The sequence below is a fragment of the Burkholderia sp. PAMC 28687 genome (assembly GCF_001577465.1).
Lineage (GTDB): Bacteria > Pseudomonadota > Gammaproteobacteria > Burkholderiales > Burkholderiaceae > Caballeronia.
Genome location: NZ_CP014507.1, coordinates 350,963 through 367,918, shown reverse-complemented (window position 1 = coordinate 367,918; position 16,956 = coordinate 350,963). Strand labels below are relative to the sequence as shown.

General features: G+C 59.2%; 17 protein-coding genes and 1 pseudogene. 6 read left to right on the top strand and 12 right to left on the bottom strand.

What is annotated here, in order from left to right; genetic code table 11:
- Positions 1 to 4 precede the first annotated feature (4 nt).
- Together ssuD and AX768_RS24520 are read right to left on the bottom strand one after the other, a co-directional pair.
- Positions 5 to 1,153, bottom strand: a complete 1,149-nt coding sequence (gene ssuD / locus AX768_RS24525; RefSeq protein WP_062002718.1) for an FMNH2-dependent alkanesulfonate monooxygenase — start codon at positions 1,151 to 1,153, stop codon at positions 5 to 7.
- A gap of 261 nt (positions 1,154 to 1,414) precedes the next feature.
- Positions 1,415 to 2,455: an aliphatic sulfonate ABC transporter substrate-binding protein gene (locus tag AX768_RS24520; RefSeq protein ID WP_062002717.1), complete on the bottom strand. Its 1,041-nt coding sequence runs from the start codon at positions 2,453 to 2,455 to the stop codon at positions 1,415 to 1,417.
- A 195-nt stretch (positions 2,456 to 2,650) separates the two neighbouring features.
- Between AX768_RS24520 and AX768_RS24515 the strand changes: the two genes are divergently transcribed.
- On the top strand, positions 2,651 to 3,691 hold the full coding sequence (locus AX768_RS24515; protein ID WP_062002716.1) for a S1C family serine protease: 1,041 nt from the start codon (positions 2,651 to 2,653) through the stop codon (positions 3,689 to 3,691).
- 21 nt (positions 3,692 to 3,712) lie between these two features.
- Here the strand turns inward: AX768_RS24515 and AX768_RS24510 are convergent, their stop codons facing one another.
- The 5 genes from AX768_RS24510 to AX768_RS24495 form a co-directional block, all read right to left on the bottom strand.
- The gene (locus tag AX768_RS24510; RefSeq protein ID WP_062002715.1) at positions 3,713 to 4,264 is read right to left on the bottom strand and encodes a cytochrome b; all 552 of its coding nucleotides are present in this window, start codon (positions 4,262 to 4,264) and stop codon (positions 3,713 to 3,715) included.
- A 179-nt stretch (positions 4,265 to 4,443) separates the two neighbouring features.
- Complete coding sequence (locus AX768_RS34135) at positions 4,444 to 4,575, bottom strand: hypothetical protein (RefSeq protein ID WP_256927542.1); 132 nt, start codon at positions 4,573 to 4,575, stop codon at positions 4,444 to 4,446.
- A 24-nt stretch (positions 4,576 to 4,599) separates the two neighbouring features.
- Positions 4,600 to 5,454, bottom strand: coding sequence for an anti-sigma factor family protein (locus tag AX768_RS24505; protein WP_062002714.1), 855 nt, complete (start codon positions 5,452 to 5,454; stop codon positions 4,600 to 4,602).
- The gene (locus AX768_RS24500) at positions 5,451 to 5,969 is read right to left on the bottom strand and encodes an RNA polymerase sigma factor (protein ID WP_062002713.1); all 519 of its coding nucleotides are present in this window, start codon (positions 5,967 to 5,969) and stop codon (positions 5,451 to 5,453) included. Before AX768_RS24500 ends, AX768_RS24505 begins: the two co-directional genes overlap by 4 nt.
- Positions 5,970 to 6,088: 119 nt before the next feature.
- A complete protein-coding gene (locus tag AX768_RS24495; protein ID WP_144022003.1) occupies positions 6,089 to 6,805 on the bottom strand; it encodes an anti-sigma factor family protein in 717 nt (238 codons plus the stop codon).
- 270 nt (positions 6,806 to 7,075) lie between these two features.
- On the opposite strand from AX768_RS24495, the gene AX768_RS24490 reads away from it, so the two are divergent.
- The 5 genes from AX768_RS24490 (at position 7,076) to AX768_RS24470 (ending at position 10,025) form a co-directional block, all read left to right on the top strand.
- On the top strand, positions 7,076 to 7,342 hold the full coding sequence (locus tag AX768_RS24490; protein ID WP_062002711.1) for a DUF4148 domain-containing protein: 267 nt from the start codon (positions 7,076 to 7,078) through the stop codon (positions 7,340 to 7,342).
- A gap of 81 nt (positions 7,343 to 7,423) precedes the next feature.
- Positions 7,424 to 7,744, top strand: coding sequence for a DUF4148 domain-containing protein (locus tag AX768_RS24485; RefSeq protein ID WP_062002710.1), 321 nt, complete (start codon positions 7,424 to 7,426; stop codon positions 7,742 to 7,744).
- A 104-nt stretch (positions 7,745 to 7,848) separates the two neighbouring features.
- Positions 7,849 to 8,268: a secondary thiamine-phosphate synthase enzyme YjbQ gene (locus AX768_RS24480; protein ID WP_062002709.1), complete on the top strand. Its 420-nt coding sequence runs from the start codon at positions 7,849 to 7,851 to the stop codon at positions 8,266 to 8,268.
- A 43-nt stretch (positions 8,269 to 8,311) separates the two neighbouring features.
- Positions 8,312 to 9,592: an aspartate carbamoyltransferase gene (locus AX768_RS24475; protein WP_062002708.1), complete on the top strand. Its 1,281-nt coding sequence runs from the start codon at positions 8,312 to 8,314 to the stop codon at positions 9,590 to 9,592.
- A 94-nt stretch (positions 9,593 to 9,686) separates the two neighbouring features.
- Positions 9,687 to 10,025, top strand: coding sequence for a hypothetical protein (locus AX768_RS24470; protein WP_062002707.1), 339 nt, complete (start codon positions 9,687 to 9,689; stop codon positions 10,023 to 10,025).
- A gap of 8 nt (positions 10,026 to 10,033) precedes the next feature.
- Here AX768_RS24470 and AX768_RS24465 read toward each other — a convergent pair whose 3' ends face one another.
- The 5 genes and pseudogenes from AX768_RS24465 to AX768_RS24450 form a co-directional block, all read right to left on the bottom strand.
- A complete protein-coding gene (locus AX768_RS24465) occupies positions 10,034 to 10,735 on the bottom strand; it encodes an aspartate/glutamate racemase family protein (protein WP_335340490.1) in 702 nt (233 codons plus the stop codon).
- 768 nt (positions 10,736 to 11,503) lie between these two features.
- Positions 11,504 to 11,701: a hypothetical protein gene (locus AX768_RS32955; RefSeq protein WP_143325618.1), complete on the bottom strand. Its 198-nt coding sequence runs from the start codon at positions 11,699 to 11,701 to the stop codon at positions 11,504 to 11,506.
- A gap of 74 nt (positions 11,702 to 11,775) precedes the next feature.
- The gene (locus tag AX768_RS24460; RefSeq protein ID WP_062002706.1) at positions 11,776 to 13,530 is read right to left on the bottom strand and encodes a ShlB/FhaC/HecB family hemolysin secretion/activation protein; all 1,755 of its coding nucleotides are present in this window, start codon (positions 13,528 to 13,530) and stop codon (positions 11,776 to 11,778) included.
- Positions 13,531 to 13,964: 434 nt separating this feature from the next.
- The gene (locus AX768_RS32950) at positions 13,965 to 14,624 is read right to left on the bottom strand and encodes a hypothetical protein (protein ID WP_155524332.1); all 660 of its coding nucleotides are present in this window, start codon (positions 14,622 to 14,624) and stop codon (positions 13,965 to 13,967) included.
- Between the two features lie 26 nt (positions 14,625 to 14,650).
- Positions 14,651 to 16,786: pseudogene (locus tag AX768_RS24450) on the bottom strand (two-partner secretion domain-containing protein); the annotation flags it as partial.
- Positions 16,787 to 16,956 lie beyond the last annotated feature (170 nt).

The window sequence follows — 16,956 nt, the reverse complement described above, 5'->3', positions numbered from 1 at the left end:
CGATTCAGCTCTGCGATGCACGCGGCAAATACGACGTGCCCACGATTTCGCCAAAGGGTCCCGACAATGGGCCCGACGCGGGCTCTTTCTGCTCGCGCGGCAACAGCGGGAACACGAGTTCTGCAAAGCGATACGACTCCTCCAGATGCGGATAGCCGGACAAGATGAACGTATCGATACCCAGCGCCGCGTATTCTTTCATCAGGCCCGCAACCTGCTCCGGATTGCCGACGAGCGCCGTGCCCGCGCCACCGCGCACGAGTCCGACGCCGGCCCACAAGTGCGGATAGACTTCGAGCTTGTCGCGCTGGCCGCCATGCAACGCAGCCATGCGACGCTGGCCTTCGGAATCCATCTTTGCAAACGATGCCTGCGCGCGCTGGATGGTTTCATCGTCGAGCTTGCTGATGAGCTTGTCCGCGTCCGCCCACGCTTCTTGTTCCGTCTCGCGCACGATCACATGCAGGCGAATGCCGAACTTGATCTTGCGGCCTTTGTCGGCTGCGCGGCGGCGAATATCGTTGATCTTCTTTTCGACTTCGGCCGGCGGTTCGCCCCACGTCAGGTACGTGTCGATATGATCGGCCGCAATCTCGTGCGCGGCAGGCGACGAGCCGCCGAACCACAGCGGCGGGTGCGCTTTCTGCACCGGCGGATAAAGCACCTTGCCGCCCTTCGACGACAAATGCTTGCCTTCGTAATCGATTGAACCGCCTTCATGCGACGACTCGAGCAAACCGCGCCAGATGCTCAGGAATTCGTCCGTGACTTCATAGCGCGTGTCGTGGTCGTTGAACACGCCGTCGCCGGCCAGCTCGACCGGATCGCCGCCCGTCACCACGTTGATCAGCAACCGTCCATGCGACAGCCGATCGAACGTCGACGCCATGCGTGCCGACAGCCCAGGCGAACTCAGGCCCGGGCGGATCGCCACCAGAAATTTGAGGCGCTTGGTCGCGGGAATCAGGCTCGACGCCACGACCCATGCGTCTTCGCATGAGCGGCCCGTGGGCAGCAGGACGCCCTCGTAGCCGAGCGTGTCGGCGGCTACCGCGATCTGGCGGAAGTAGTCATAGTCCGCGGCGCGAGCGCCTTGCGTCGTACCGAGATAACGGCTGTCGCCGTGCGTCGGAATGAACCAGAAAACATTCATAGTCGTGCTCCTGCCTTGCGAGTTGAGTCGAGCTTCAGCGCCCGTTCCGATAAATCATCTTATCGACGCACACTTTTCCCATGAACGATTTATTTGAGCTAAGGTTCTCGCCAATTCTGCTTATGCGTCTCAAGTGATGCCGCAGCGATGGGTTGCCTGGCGACGGACGCGAACTGAATGGCACGTTCACTTGAAGCGAAACCGCCGGCGGATGCGGGCGGTTTCGGTTTCTGGAAACTCGCATTGACGATCAGTGATGCGCTAAGGCTGCTTGGCGGTATCCCCACCGGCGACCGTATTGGCCGAAGTCGCGGTATTCGCTGCAACGGCCTTGCGCGATGCAAAGTCCCAGACGAGTGCGCTCATGGTATCGACGGGTTTCGGCAAGAGCTTCGCCTGATAGAAGCTGTCGGATATAGCTTGCTGCTCGCCGAAGTTCTTCGCGACCACTGCGCGGACCGCATAGGTACGTCGCGAGTTGGCGCGTTCGACCGTCGCCTGATCGAGTCCCCACACCGGCGAGAGGATCTTCGCTGCGTCTTGCGGATGCGCCTTCGTCCAGACACCGGCCTCGACCAGTTGCTTGAAGACGATATTGACGATCTGCGGATACTTCTGCGCGAATGGCGCCGATGCCAGGTAATAGCGCTGATAAGACGCGAGGCCATCGCCACGCATCAAAATGCGTGCGCCCGCATCGAGTTCCACCGAAGCCACATACGGGTCCCATGCAAACCATGCGTCCACGTCGTTGCGCTCGAAAGCGGCACGTGCATCGGCGGGCGCGAGGTAACTGATCTTGACGTCGGCAGGGGTCAGCTTTGCCCGTGAGAGCGCGGACAGCAGCAGATAGTGAACGCCGGCTGCCTTGGTGACGGCGATGCGTTTGCCTTTCAGGTCGGCGAGCGAATGAATGGGTGCATCGCGATGAACGATCACTGCCTGCGCCGAGGGCGACGGCGTTTCCTGCGCGACATAGACGAAGTTGGCATTTGCAGCTTGCGCGAAGACTGGAACCGTGTCGGCGACGTCGGCGCTGTAGTCCACAGCGTCTGCATTAAGCGCTTCCGTCAGCGGCAACCCGCTTGCAAACTCGCTCCACTCTATGCGCACATTCAGCGGCGCGACCGCCTTTTCGAGGGTCCCGCGCGCCTTGAGGATTGCGATCAGCGTGGAGGATTTCTGGTAGCCGATCCGCAGTTTTACCGGCGTTCCCGACGGCGTTTGCGCAACCGCGTTGATGGCAGTGGAAGCCAGTAACGCCATCGCAGAACAGGCGACAAGGCGATGAAGGATTTTCATGGAAATGGAAGCGGAGCAAGGGAGAGAAGCCAGCCAACCATGTTAGCAACGCACCCGCGCGCGCTTAAACGATCATTCCTGATATCGATTGCATTGAAAGTGCTGATGGGACGAGTCAAGCGCACCCGCTTTGGCGCCGCTTGAAATCAGCAGCGTTACCCCGCATCTGAAGGTCCATTTATCCGGAGCACGATCATGGGAAGCCGTCCCCAATTTATCGATGATCTCTCGCGCGGCACCGCCGAGGCCGCCGCCCTCTCGACTCCCCTTGGCGACGAAGCGCTGCTCGACGCCTACTCGCGCACGGTCATCGGCGCGCTGGGGCGCGTGCAGCAAGCAGTGGCATTCATCTCGGTCGAACGGCGCATGCCCGGGAGCGCCAACGCACGCAACCCGCGCGGCTCACAGGGTGGAACGGGTTCAGGCTTTATTTTCACGCCCGACGGTTATCTGCTGACGAATAGCCATGTCGTGCACGGCGCCACGCAGATTCGCGTCACGCTCGCCGACGGCGGAACGTTCGATGCCGACCTCGTCGGCGACGATCCCGACAGCGACCTCGCCGTGCTGCGCATCGGTTCTGCCGAAGCATTGCCGCACGTGGAACTCGGCGAATCGGGCAAGCTCCGCGTCGGGCAAATCGCGATTGCCGTGGGCAACCCGCTCGGCCTCGCGCAGACGGTGACGACCGGCGTTGTCTCGGCGCTCGGACGTTCCTTGCGATCCAACTCCGGACGCATGATCTACGACGTGATCCAGACCGATGCAGCGCTGAATCCCGGCAATTCGGGCGGCCCGCTGATCAACTCGGCCGGTCAGGTGATCGGCGTGAATACGGCGATCATTGCGGGCGCGCAGGCAATCTCGTTCGCCACGGCAATCGATACCGCCAAGTGGGTCATCATGCAGCTCTTCGCGCACGGACGCGTACGGCGCGCGTATATCGGCGTGGCGGGTACGACGTCGCCCATCTCTCGGCGCGTGCAACGCTATTTCGAATTGCCGTCGGCGAGCGGCGTGCACGTGATGGAAGTCGTGAAGGCGAGTCCTGCCGCCATAGGGGGATTGCGCACCGGCGACAGGATCGTTGCTATCGACACGCTGCCTGTGGACAGCGTCGACAGCTTGCAGCGGACGCTGGATGCAACGCGGATCGACCGCGTGGTGAATGTCACTGTGCTGCGCGGCACGCAGAAGCTCGAACTGGAGGTGACGCCGGTCGAACAGGCGGCGTGATCTATTGGTGTGAGGCCGCGCTCAACGAGGTCCCCTCGCGCGGCCTCTTGCCATGCTCGAAAACACGCCATCGCGCTTGATCAAGCCGTGGAACATGGCAGCACCCAGATGCGCGAGGAAGGTCGCGAACAACAGGAGCGCCAAGACCGTGTGCGCGGAACGCAAGAACGCATAGAGACGCACGCCCTGCGGCGCGATCGGCGGCAGATAAACCGGTCCGAACAGGTGAATCGGAAACCCTCCGGCTGACAGCATCGACCAGCCGACCAGCGGCATTGCGAACAGCAATGCATAAAAGACCCAGTGCGAAAGATGGGCAATATGCTGCTGCCAATGTGGCACGTCATTGGGCAAAGGCGGCGTGCGATGTGTCAATCGAACGATGAACCGCAGGATCACAAGCACGAGAATCGCAATGCCAAGCGGCTTATGGATTGCCAGCAGCGTCTGATGCCACGATGACAACGTGGCGACCATCCCCACGCCGATAAACAACATCGCTATCACGAGCGGCGCCATCAGCCAGTGCAGGAACCGGGCGGCGGGGCTGAAATGTCTATGTGCGACGCTCATTGAATGTTCCGTGTCGATGCTTGAGCGGATGCCGGGCCATGCGCTTCCTCACGCGTGCGGCGATTATAAGAGACGGCATAAGCCGACGAGCGCACGGCCGACAGCGGACTGTCGGACGGCTGGAGACCGGCGGAAAGGATGGTCGGATGGTGATTGATATCGCGGCAGTCGCCATGGGCCTATGGTGTCTCGCGCTCGATCACCAGCATGCCTGCATCGATATGCGGCCGGACGTCGGGCCGAGCTTGCGTTGCGTCGTTGGTCGCGTCACCCGGCCTGGCGACGGTCAATACCGGATGCCAGCGCAACAATGCGCCGGCACCTTCGGAAGCGTTTTATTGCGTGGAGGTCTGCGGCTTTACATCGCCCATCTGGGTCAGTTGAGAATAGACGTCGTGCGAAAGCTCGAGCAATACCTTCCGGTCGATCGCGCCTGATACCGCATAACCGAAGTCGCCATCGATCCAGTAGAACACGTTCACCGAGCCGTCCTGGTAAAGCTTGAACGCAGTCGTATCCGAACTGATCTTCCTGTGCGAGATGCACAGCGTGATGCGTTCGCCCTTTGCGTCGTGGTACATGAACTGCGCGACCGGACCATCGTCGCCGGGCAAAAGACGCCCGCCCATCAGTTCGAAGCCGACGCGCGTCAGGATCGGCGGACGCACATCCGTACCAAGCCGCTTCGATACCCACGTCACCAGTTCCTGCTCGCGATCCGCGCCGACTTCGACCGGCCGCATCACTTCGGGTGCATACATCACGTGCGCAACGGCGGATTGACGCGCGAACTGCTCACCCGGCGTAAAGCTCGCGCGCTCCACGTGAACGCCACCACCGCTGCCGGGCATCAGCGCACGGCCTCCGACGTTGCCCATCATGCCGCCCACGCCAATGCCCACGCCTATGACAAGCGCCGCCGCCATGCCGGCGAATTGCGGCCAGTTGGCGGCATCGCGCCAGCGTTTGCGTTCGGGCGGCAACAGCCGTTGCGGCACGGACTCGCTCAACACGCGGTCATAGCGGTCATGGAACATGCTGTTCAGCGAGAAGTAATCGCTGATCTTGGTGGCGAGCGCTTCGTCGTGTTCCAGCAGCCGATCGATTTCCTCGCGACGGTGCTCCGCCAGCGACCCGTCCACATATGCGTGGATTTCGTCTTCGGTAATCGGTGTTTGTTGTTCGCTCATCGCACCACCTGTAATTTTGCGCCGGGTTGGGCGCCTGCCATCAGTGCGCGCAATCTCTCACGCCCGCGCGATAAACGCGACATGACGGTCCCGATCGGGATTTCCAGCGCTTGCGCAACATCCGCATAGCTCATCTCTTCCAGTCCCACGAGCAGCACGACCTGACGCTGATCGAGCGGCAAGCGCTGCAATGCAAAGTCCAGATCGCGCATTTCGAGCGACTGCGTCTGCGTGCCGGCGACCGCGAATTCACGCTCGTTTATGTTCTCGTCATCGACTGAGACATGCACCGCTTTTACCCCGGCGCGACGGGCCTGATTCGCGAACACGTTATGCATGATCGTGAAAAGCCACGCGCGCATGTCCGTGCCGGTCTGGAACTTCTCCGTATGGCGGAGCGCGCGTTCAAGCGTGTCCTGTACCAGATCGTCGGCGAGATCGCGATTGTTGATCAGCGCCCGCGCGTAGCGGCGTAATCGCGGCACATGTTCCATTAACTCGTCACGGACGCCCATGGGCCTTCCTCATTTTGTAAGCTTATGCGGACGCTGGACCTGAAACGCCGCTGCGAATAACGGGCTAACACCGCGGGTTGCGGGTTATTCCCGTCATCCGGCTTTTTTATGCGTTGAGTTCAATTGCCCGTCATCAGATCCGCAGCGCGCATCAGCCCGCGCGTGTTTGCACGACCCGCCAGCACGTAGCGCCTGCCGCCCGCAGTCCATGCCAGCAAACGCGTCTCGCCTACCCGATTTGCTTTCCACTGCGGTTGCGGTTTTGCCATGATGCCGGGCGCGATCAGCATGACAGCGGCCTCGCCCATCGCGTTCCGATACACATATTCGGTTGCCGATGCCAACGGGCCCACCGGCATTTCGCGTCTCGCAGTCGGGTGAAAGCCTACGACGTACAAGTTCGGCGCATCCGCCAAAGCCTTCGCCGAGCTTACATAACCGCTCGCGCCGGTCGCCATGTCCTGCACCGCGACCGCCTGTTCGAGCGCCATGATCGATGCATTATCGAGCGCAGAATCGGAGATGTCGAACGCGAATAGTCCGCCCGCTACCAGCACCAGCGCAGCGAAGGCGGCTATCAAATACGCGCTGATACGGCGCTTCGATACGCGCGGTGCGGATCTGGGCAGCGACGCTTCGTCCGTGGGTTCATGAAAGGCGCTCTGCATTTGCTGGTTGATCCGCCCATAGAACGCGACCCGCTGCGCCTCGTCGGGACGGTCTTTCAAATAGCTTTGAACGCTGGCAGCGCGCACCGGATCGAGCATGCCGTCGGCGTAAGCCTGGACGTCGGACTCTGAGAGCCGGGGTTCCGAAGGTGGTTTTACTATGGACATGATCGATTCGAGTTGCTGTCGGTATGGAGGCGAACACCGTTTCATGCGCTTTATTCCGTCTGCACATTGTTTCAGGTTTCGCGCCAAAACAGCCGCCTAACTGAAAACAAAAGCGTCCCTGACCGCGTAAACACCATCCATTGCAGCTTATTCCACTCGTATTCAATTTTTTTTCCGGCAAAAAATAATCCGCTTTATCGGGAATATCCCTGCCCCTTCCGGGGTTCTCTCCAGTACACACCGCACGAAACACATCTACTGGAGAAAAACATGAAAGCCCTCGCCATCACCCTCGTAGCTATCGCGACAATCGCTTCAGCCAATGCATTTGCGCAAACCAAGACCCGCGCCGAGGTCTATCAGGAACTGATCCAGGCACAGAAAGACGGCCGCGACTTCGTGACGGATACCTCGTACCCCGATGTCAATCCGATCTTCGCGCACCAGCTAGAACAACAGCAGACGCGTCTTGCTCAAGAGCAATCGAACACCACAGTGGCAAGCACGCCCCCGGTAAACGCAAGCGAAGCAAACTGAAAGTCCCGCAACGAAGTACCACGCAACATCCGTAGCAACCTGGCAAATACATCGGATCACTAATTATTTATTGAGGTCATCATGAACAAATTCCTTATCTCCGCATTGGTTCTTTCATCGGCATTGGCTGCACCGGCTTTCGCGTTTGCCCAGAGCAACGCTCCAGTGACGCGCGCAGAGGTCAAGGCCGAACTCGTTCAGCTCGAAAAGGCCGGCTACAGCCCCGGCGGCGAAAACGTCAATTACCCGCAGGATATCCAGGCCGCCGAACAGAAAGTCTGGTCGCAACAAGGGGCGGCGGCAACGTCGTATGGATCGTCCACCGGCAGCATGTCGGCATCGGGCGCACGCGCTGACCATGCGCCGGATCAAGCAACGCAATCGATCTACTTCGGCCATTGAGCGAATGAGCGGCCTCGCCTGTGCCACTCTGCATGAGCCGGTAAACTCCGGAGGCAAGCGCGACGACTTTCTTGCGTTGCGCACTTTCCTCTGGAGACATCCGCATGAAACAGGCGCTCCACCATCTGGGCGTGACCACGCGCACGCGCGGTCTGCACGAAATTACCCGCGACATTCGCAGCTGGATCGACCAGCAAGGCATCCAGACCGGGCTGCTGACAGTGTTCCTCAGACATACATCGGCGTCGCTGCTGATACAGGAAAATGCCGATCCCGACGTGCGCACCGACCTCGAACAATTCTTCGCGGACATTGCGCCGGAAGAGCCGGGCCGTTATGTACACGACGCGGAAGGCCCTGACGACATGCCCGCGCATCTAAGAACGGCGCTCACTCAAGTCCAGCTTTCCATACCGGTGAGCGCGGGCCGCATGGTTCTCGGCACGTGGCAGGGCATCTACCTGTTCGAACACCGCCGCGTTTCACATAGACGCGAGGTCGTGTTGCACCTTTTCGGCGAGTGATTTAATATACGCAGCGCGTATATAACCCCCGGGAGCGTCCGACATGCATCTGCAACAACAAACTCTGCTTCGGGACGCCATGCGGCGGCTCAACATGACGCGCGATGCCTTTGCAAACCGGATTGGCGTGGCGCGACGGGCACTGGATACATGGCTGCTTCCGGACGAATCCGCTGAATCGCGCGCCATGCCGGAGATCGCCAGCCGCTACGTCATGGAGATCCTGGAGCGAACGCCCACTGACGATGAGTATACGCAACGCGTACAGTCACCTTCCATTTTGCACGAGGGACGACCGCACCTGCTTTCCGTCGATCAGTTTTCGCGCGATTCCGTCGAAGCGCTGTTTCGGGTCGCGGACACCATGCAACCCATCGCGCGGCGTCAAAAAATCACGCGCGTCCTGGAAGGCGCAGTGCTCGCGAACCTGTTTTTCGAAGCCAGCACCCGCACACGTGTGAGTTTCGGCGCGGCGTTCTGCCGGCTGGGCGGTTCGGTATGCGACACGACGGGCTTCACGTTTTCATCGATGGCAAAAGGCGAGTCCATCTATGACACCAGCCGCGTGATCAGCGGCTACGCGGACGCGCTCGTCGTACGCCATCCCGAGAAGGGATCGGTGGCCGAGTTCGCACGCGCGACCAATGTTCCCGTCATCAACGCAGGCGACGGACCCGGCGAGCATCCTAGCCAGGCGCTGCTCGATCTCTACACGGTCCAGCGCGAGTTTTCACGCGTGGGGAAAATCGTCGATGGCTCGCATATCGCAATGGTCGGCGACCTCAAATACGGCCGTACCGTGCATTCGCTCGCGAAGCTTCTGGCGCTGTATCGCGGACTGAAATTTACGTTGATCTCGCCGGCATCGCTTGAAATGCCCACGTCCATCCTCGATCAGATCACGCGCGGCGATCATGTGGTCGAGCAGACGAGCGACCTGCACGCAGGTCTCAAAGGCGCGGACGTGGTGTATGCAACGCGCATTCAGAAAGAGCGCTTCGCCGATGAATCCATCGAAGGTTACACGCCTGATTTCCAGATCAATCAGGCCCTGGTCGAAAGCGTGTGCGGGCCTGACACGTTGATCATGCATCCGCTGCCGCGTGACGGCCGCCCCGGCGCCAACGATCTCAGCGTCGACCTCAACCACGATCCGAGGCTTGCGATCTTCCGTCAAACCGATAACGGCATCCCCGTGCGCATGGCGATTTTCGCGGTGTTGCTCGGCGTGGAAGGACAGGTCCAGCACTCGATGCGCGATGCTGCTTGGCGAGCACCCGCGTATATCGGTCCTGACGATGCGGTCTTCAACGGCATCGACTAAGCAATTTATACGGCGACGCCGGAAATCTTGACGCGTTGTTTACGCGCAAAAAGATACGCTGCAAGTCACCCCGAACAGAGGAGCTTGCAGCGTCATGAACCTTGTACTCGAAAGAATCGTTGGCCCGGCGAACAACAATAATTCGGCGGAACGCGAAGGCACTGCCGCGCCCTGTGTTTCGCGCGTTCATCTGTCGGCGGTACTGCGCAGCAAGCAGGATGAGGCGGCGCGTGAGCGCATTCGCCGCCTCTTTCATTCGCCGCTCGGCGTGTACGTGAGCCAGGCTTCGCGCGATCACGACGACCTCCGCCTTGTATTCGACGTCGCCATGGAAGACCTCGACTTCACCGTGCGCACCTTGCATCAGGTTCTGCCCGAGGCCGTGATCGAGGCTGTCCGGCCGCGCATATATACGCATAGGCGCGAGCACTGAGTCAGGCTCTACGCCAGCGAAAAGTCCACGGCAGCGCGGGCGTGAAGTGCAGTGGTATCGAGCAGAGGCACAGGGCTGTCCTCGGCTTTTACCAGCAGCATGATTTCCGTACATCCTAGTACGATTGCTTCGGCGCCGCGTGCTGCCAGCCCGTGAATGACATCGCGATAAAGCTTGCGGGATTCTTCCGTCACGATCCCGAGACACAACTCGCGGTAAATAATGTCGTGAACGATCGCCTGCCCGGTGGCATCAGGGACGATCGTCGCAATGCCGTGCCGTTCTTCGAGCCGGTCACGGAAAAAACTTTCGCGCATCGAAAATGCCGTGCCGATAAACCCGACTTTGCGAATGCCGCGCCGTTGCGCTTCAATACCCGTCGGGTCCACGATATGCAAAAACGGCACGGACACCGCAGCGCCAACCTGCTGCGCGACGAGATGCATGGTGTTCGTGCAAAGCACGATGCAATGCGCCCCGCCCGCTTCCAGATGGCGCGCGGCCTCGCTGAGCCGGATGCCTGCAATGTTCCATTGTCCGTCGCGTTGAAGGCGTTCAATAGGCGCGAAATTCACGCTATGGAGCAGCACTTGCGCCGAGTTTAGTCCGCCGAGCCGGGTGCGCACGTCCTGGTTGATCAGCCGATAATATTCAGTGGTCGATTCCCAACTCATCCCGCCGATCATGCCAATGGTTCGCATCGTCGTCATGCTGCTGCCCTGTCGTCCTGGTTTGTCGAACCGACATAGTGCAGCGAAGCGCGGTGCGCGGCTAGGGCAAAATTTCGAGACATATCGCGGGTTCAGGCTAGGGCGTGTTGCGAATCAGCAGGTCCAGATGAAAGCAGCGGAGAGCGCTACGAATGATGAGAAGCGTTCGGAGAGCTTGTCGTAGCGAGTAGCCATGCGGCGGAATTGTTTGATGCGACAAAAAACAGTTCGACCAGATTTCGAGAGGCATACAAATGTCCATCCAAAGGACGGTGTTCAAGACGATTCGTGCGACTGGGGTAACAGCTTGAATGCCTGCCGATTTTAGATGCTGCAGGATTGCGTTCGAATCGTAGGCTTTGTCGGCAGCCGGACTGTCGTACTGTCGTACTGTCGATGAAGACTTCTTCAAGGTCAGCGGTGCCTGCAAGCTTGGCGAGTACCGCATGCCATATTTGCGCCCGAGACCATCTTGCAAAACGTTGGTACACGCATTCCACGGTCTGAAATCAGGCGGGAAATCACTCCATGGGCTGCCAGTGCGTGCGATTCATAGCACGGCCTCAACAGACAGCCGATTAGCTCCTGCGGTCCGACCAGGATCGGTAGGCCTGCTTGGCAGCAAAGGGGCGATCCGCTCGTGTTGGTCATCGCTGAGCATCAGTCTTGCCATCCTGTTTTCCGCAAAAGACAGGATATAAACAACTTCCCTTACAAGTTAACAGCCCTCTCCCCGATGATTGTCCACACGCCCTAGTATCACTGGTATCACGTTGCCTCATTACTGGAATTGGGCGTTTCTAACACCGACCAGCGCCGTTTGCGTTTTACGATGACCGGCTTGGCTGTTTCACGTAGTTCGTACTTCACGGGGTGCTCGTGATTGGGATTAGTCGCTTCACCACAGTGCCTGTCTTCTTTTCGTTCGCCCTCCAGACCGTGAAGATCTGCTACGCGTTCGCTCATCTTAGTTGTGACCGGATCAAGCCTAACGCGCAGGTATCGGCGTCTGTATGGATGATTCACCATATCGAATTTTCTTAGAATTGGGCGATGGCCTGCATGCCGACCGTCACACGCGAGGTAGGGAATCCGCTGGGCTTGTAGAGCGGTGTTCCGACAAACAGGTCATACGAGAGGCCGACGACGCGTGCAGGCAGGCCACCTCGAATGCCGATCACCGCACCCGCCAGTTGTGTTCCTGCGAGAAATGCCGTATTCGGTCCGAACACGCGCCCGTAGTCGATCCCCGCATATAGCATTTGGCCTGTCTTGAACACCGGCCATTGCAGTTCGTTGCGCCAGAAAAATCCCCTTTCTGCCGCCAGCATCGTTTCACCGTCAAACCCGCGCACTGTGTAGCGACTGCCGATGCTCAAGTCATCGAGGTAGAACAGCGCGTCATTGGTGAACTGCGCGTGTAGCGTCGTGACATAGCGGATTGTTTGGTTGGCAATGGTGAGCGGCACGGACAGGTTCCCATCGAGCACGGCCATGTGAAAACGGTATGTTGGACCGCTGGGAAACGGATCATCTGTCGCGCCGAGGCCACCGATACCGTGACGATACGCAAGGGTTCCATCGAACTGCGATGTGCCAAAGTAGTGGCGGTCGGTCAGCCCCGCCTCGATGAACGTGTTGTTGCGGCGTTGCTGCGGTATGTCCGTGTCGTCGATGAAACTCTGACCAAAGCGCCTTGATAACTGAAACTCCATGCCGAATACATCGCTCTGACTGCGGCTTAAGACGCGGGCCAGCCTAAGCGCGGCGGTTTGCGAATTGCCGCTCGATACGAACGTCTGGTTCACGCCCGCGATCTGCTGATAGTAGGTGTTGGCGTTACCGGACAGCGTTGCCATCCAATAGCCCCATGGAACGGAATACGAACCGTTGAAACCATGCGAGCCGAGCGACTTGTTGCTGAACGACAAGTCTTGGTTCGCGCCGAGCGTGAACACGTCGTTCAACCCGAGCGGGTTATCGATGCCGAGGCTCACGTTGCCTTGCCATTTGCCGGTCGCGTCCGTGCCAGAATTATCGATGGATGCGACGAAGCTCCATGGCTTCGAACGCTTGACGGTCACGACGACGTCGCTTTCGCCAGGATTGCCGGTCGGCTCGATCTTCATGTCCACGTCCTGCGATGCAACGCGCTTCATCTGCTCCAGACCTTGTTCGAGGTCGCGCAAGTCCAGGAGGTCGCCGTCGCGTGCGGGGAATGCGGATCTCAGGGTGCCGCGCGTGTTGGGATCGGCGAAGCGGATCTGGCGCACGACGCCGGGAACGAGGGCGAGTGTGAGCGTGCGTTTCGAGAGGTCCTGCTCGGGCAGCAGAAGCCGCGTGGTCACGTAGCCTCGCGAAAGGATCGTCTGCTGCAGCGCCTTTGTCAGTGTGTCGATACCGGCCTTGCCAATGCATTCGCCCTTGTAGTGGTCGAGCCACTCGCGAGCGAAGGCGAAGGGGTCCAAGGGCAGGGCCGAAGCTCCCTTGCTGTGGATGGTGTCGGGCAGTGTTGTGGGGACATCGAGCCTGAACGTATCGATGCGAAAGCACGGATCTTCCTTTGGCAGAAGCGGGAATCCTTGAGACGTCGGAAGGGTGGAACGTACCGCTGGCGCTTGAACGGCTGCGTCGCGCTGCTGTGCGGCGCGTTGCTGCTGAATCTGTTGATTCTGCTCGGCGTTGGCACGGGCGGCTGCGGCCTCGTCTGCGGACGTGGGCGCGTGCTGTGCGTTCGACGCAAGCGATACCAGGGCTGTGAGCGGCAGCGCCGCCAGCCTCTTTCGAATTTTCATGTTGTGCTTTAAGTCAGGAGCCTGCGAGTTACAGTTCGGTGGTTTCGCCGTTCGTTCGTCAGGTGCTTATCACCCAATTTCCCTTTTTTCTCGAGACCGACGAACACATTCAGAAACGCTACCTAATATCAACATCATGCCGAGGCCTGGAACGAGGCTTGCATAATCCTGGGAGGTCGCAGTCGCTGCACCGAACAAAAAATTAACGAGGAACACGACGCCGATCCAAGGACGCAGAGCATATCTCACTGCTATATGCGGCGCTCTTGGCCTTGAAACAAGACACGCGATAACCGTAAAAAACAACGATAGGCCAGCAAAAAATTCGGCCCTCACCTGATCGAGAAAAAATGCAATCGCGAAATAGACTGCGTACATAATAAGCAGCTCTGCAACATAGATAGAAGCGACTCGAATCATGTCTTTAGAAAAGTTCATTTCAGCCCACGCACGAATGAATTTAACGGAGGCACCACAATGGTAGATGTCGTTGATAAGCCAGCCCCGAACCCAGCGCCGAAGCCGACTCCAGGGAATGCCGAGATAGGTAAAGCACCACCCATTCCCCCAATGGTCGTATCACCGCTAATCGAGAAATTAAGTCCAGCCGCTGGGCCAAAGCCTCCGTCCAGCTCTGCATATCCGCCTGTACTTACACCACTGACCAACGGTCCGTCAGTCGTGCTACGGCCCAGGCTTCCGCCTATCCCGGCGTATGCCCCCGCACTCACCATACTGTTCGCTTGAAACTGGATATACGGCGACGTTCCGCCTATTGTTCCGTCGGTTGATATTCCTACATTCATACCGCCTCCGCCACCAACGAACGGAAGCATGATAGTTCCGCTGACACTCGCCGAATATTGCGTATAGGGTTTGGTGGTCGAATCGTAGGCGAGGCCACTCGCATTTTTCACGATGTAAGTTTGAATATTCGCATCACCTGACGGTAACGATTGTGCCCACACCTGCTGCCCAGCTTGATTGATACCATATGACGTCCAGGTCGTTCCGTCGTCGGGCTTACTTCCAACCGAAATACGGACACCTCCAAGCTCTGTTTGACCGCCCGTAGTCAAGTTCATTTGCGCCATTTGCTGTTCAATCTGTGCTTGCGTATACCCGCGTGCTGAATGTTGCCCTTGTCATTCGTAATGGTTTGGCCGTCGATGCGCAGATTGTTCCCGTTCGATGCAATCGCGCCACTCGTGTTATCGAGCGTGCCGCCTGCCTGAATCGCCTAATCGGCGGTGCCGAACTGCGTGAGCTTGCCGCCTTGATTGGCGATATTGCCAGTTGCCGAAACTGCGAGTGCATCGCCTTCGATGTCCCCGTTGGTGTTGTCAATCGATGAACCGGCGACAGTCGTGGTCGAGCCGGAGAGCGTGCCGCTCCGGTTATTCACCGCACCGGGCGAGGCGACATTAAGCGCGCCGCCCGCAGTGATTGTGCCCGCGTGATTATCGATGCTTTGCGCATTCACCGCCGCATTGCCCGCTGCAGTAAGTTGTCCCTGATTCGACAACGTGCCCGCGTGTACATTCAGTGCACCGTTCGTGCCGATGGTGCCATTGGTCCCATTGTTAAGCGCGTCGCTTGCGATGTTCAATCCGTCCCCGTTGAGCGAAACGATACGGCCGGCCGTGTTATCGAGCGATCCGCCGTTGACAGCCAGCGCGCCGGCTGACTGCATCGTGCCGCCTTGATTCGACACGCCACTCGCAGCCGAGACGTTCAGCGTGCTGCCCGAAACAAGCTGGCCGCTTCGGTTCGACACATTCGCGGCCGTCGCCTGCACCGATGCGCCCGACATCTTGCCGCTGTCATTGATCAGCGTGCCCGCCGCGTTCGCCATGAGGGCGCCGCCTGCGGTTGTAGTTGCGCCCGACACGTTCAGATCGCCGCGGCTCGCGGCGAGCGCCAGGGTGCCGTTGGCTGACGTATTGCTCCCTGCCAGATTGACCGACGCGCCGCTGATGTTCGTATTACCGCCGGCTTCGTTTTGTCCGGTTGCCATGAGTGCGCCGCTGGCGCTTATCGACAGGTCACCTGCATTGGCAATCGTGCCGTCGCTGTTCACCCCCGCGCCGAGTGTCCCGGTCGAAGCAGCGCTTCCCGCATTAACCGTCGTATTCTGCTGCGCGGCAAGCACGCCGCTATTCGTGAGCGTACCCGATGTGGTCGCCGAGACATTCTGCTGCGCGTAGGTCGTGCCGCTGTTCTCGATGCCATCGCGCGCGGAGACATTGATACTGCCGCTCGCGTTGGTCTTTCCGGCAAGGACGAGCTTGCCCTCAGTGGTGAGGATCAAATCGCCGGCTTGTGCAGCGAGCACGCCTTTAGTCGATACCCCCACACCATTTTCCGTCCCAACTAAAACAATACGATTGCTGTACATTCCACCCAGATTGCTCACGTCGATGGAGACGCCCGGCGTCGGGCCTTCACCTGCAATCGGCGTCGCATTGAGCGTGTCATGGTTGACGCTGTTCGCACCCGTCACGACGTTCAGGTTCTTTGCATAGATTGCCGCGTTCGCCTGCACAGCACGCGCGATCAGATCCACCTGATCGATATCCGCCGCATTCAGTCCCGCGCCTTGCACACTGATGTTGCCGCGCGTCACGTTAAAGCCCGAGAGCGAGCCGTCGGGTGCGAAGTTCGGTGAACCGGTCGTGAGGATTGCGCGCGACGTGTTGATGAATCCGCCACCGTTCACGCTGATGCCCGAGCCGTTCGCGATCACCACTTCGGCACGTCGCCCGGCGACCTCAAGACGCCCGTTGATCTGGCTCGCGGCGCTGCTGTTCACCTGATTGACAATGACCCGCGCAGACTGACCGGGACCGAAGTTCGGGTTGCCGTTGATCATGCCCGCCTGCTGCGTCTGCACGATGGTCGGCGAGTTGTTCAGGATGGCGCCGTTCTTTTGAACATCGAACTGGCCATACGTGTTCATCGAAACACCGGCGCCCGATGGCCGGTTGATGTTGACCTGCGGCAATCCGTTTTGCGTGGCGATGACGCCAGGCGCGTTCGGGCCAGCGGGAACGATTTGCGCGCTCGACCACGAAGGGAGCACGCCAAGTAACATAAGAGCGGCAAACGCGATCTGACGCAGCGTGAAGATCACACCCTGTATTTCTTTTCGGCGTTGCGAACTCTGTCCCGCTTCCTTGCCCGTGGCGGTTTCCTCGACAGCCACCAGCATGTTTCTCAGTCCGCTGAAGACCAGCCGGTAGTTGTTTTTGTTCATCCGGTCGATTTATGTCGCTTATTTTTAACGACCGACAACATAACGCCGGGTGAACCATCCGAGTTAGAACTTGCTATCAGCCGGAGCCGAAAACAACGGTTTTAACTAAATCGGATTTGTCTTATTGGGTGTTGATCGCACTGCGAAGTAGCGAGAGCGGGTAGAGAAGT

What these genes read in the sequence shown, in the direction of transcription:
- ssuD (WP_062002718.1), bottom strand. Translation starts at nt 1,153, where the DNA reads ATGAATGTTTTCTGGTTCATTCCGACGCACGGCGACAGCCGTTATCTC.
- AX768_RS24520 (WP_062002717.1), bottom strand. Translation starts at nt 2,455, where the DNA reads ATGAAAATCCTTCATCGCCTTGTCGCCTGTTCTGCGATGGCGTTACTG.
- AX768_RS24515 (WP_062002716.1), top strand. Translation starts at nt 2,651, where the DNA reads ATGGGAAGCCGTCCCCAATTTATCGATGATCTCTCGCGCGGCACCGCC.
- AX768_RS24510 (WP_062002715.1), bottom strand. Translation starts at nt 4,264, where the DNA reads ATGAGCGTCGCACATAGACATTTCAGCCCCGCCGCCCGGTTCCTGCAC.
- AX768_RS24505 (WP_062002714.1), bottom strand. Translation starts at nt 5,454, where the DNA reads ATGAGCGAACAACAAACACCGATTACCGAAGACGAAATCCACGCATAT.
- AX768_RS24500 (WP_062002713.1), bottom strand. Translation starts at nt 5,969, where the DNA reads ATGGGCGTCCGTGACGAGTTAATGGAACATGTGCCGCGATTACGCCGC.
- AX768_RS24495 (WP_144022003.1), bottom strand. Translation starts at nt 6,805, where the DNA reads ATGTCCATAGTAAAACCACCTTCGGAACCCCGGCTCTCAGAGTCCGAC.
- AX768_RS24490 (WP_062002711.1), top strand. Translation starts at nt 7,076, where the DNA reads ATGAAAGCCCTCGCCATCACCCTCGTAGCTATCGCGACAATCGCTTCA.
- AX768_RS24485 (WP_062002710.1), top strand. Translation starts at nt 7,424, where the DNA reads ATGAACAAATTCCTTATCTCCGCATTGGTTCTTTCATCGGCATTGGCT.
- AX768_RS24480 (WP_062002709.1), top strand. Translation starts at nt 7,849, where the DNA reads ATGAAACAGGCGCTCCACCATCTGGGCGTGACCACGCGCACGCGCGGT.
- AX768_RS24475 (WP_062002708.1), top strand. Translation starts at nt 8,312, where the DNA reads ATGCATCTGCAACAACAAACTCTGCTTCGGGACGCCATGCGGCGGCTC.
- AX768_RS24470 (WP_062002707.1), top strand. Translation starts at nt 9,687, where the DNA reads ATGAACCTTGTACTCGAAAGAATCGTTGGCCCGGCGAACAACAATAAT.
- AX768_RS24465 (WP_335340490.1), bottom strand. Translation starts at nt 10,735, where the DNA reads ATGACGACGATGCGAACCATTGGCATGATCGGCGGGATGAGTTGGGAA.
- AX768_RS32955 (WP_143325618.1), bottom strand. Translation starts at nt 11,701, where the DNA reads ATGAGCGAACGCGTAGCAGATCTTCACGGTCTGGAGGGCGAACGAAAA.
- AX768_RS24460 (WP_062002706.1), bottom strand. Translation starts at nt 13,530, where the DNA reads ATGAAAATTCGAAAGAGGCTGGCGGCGCTGCCGCTCACAGCCCTGGTA.
- AX768_RS32950 (WP_155524332.1), bottom strand. Translation starts at nt 14,624, where the DNA reads ATGGCGCAAATGAACTTGACTACGGGCGGTCAAACAGAGCTTGGAGGT.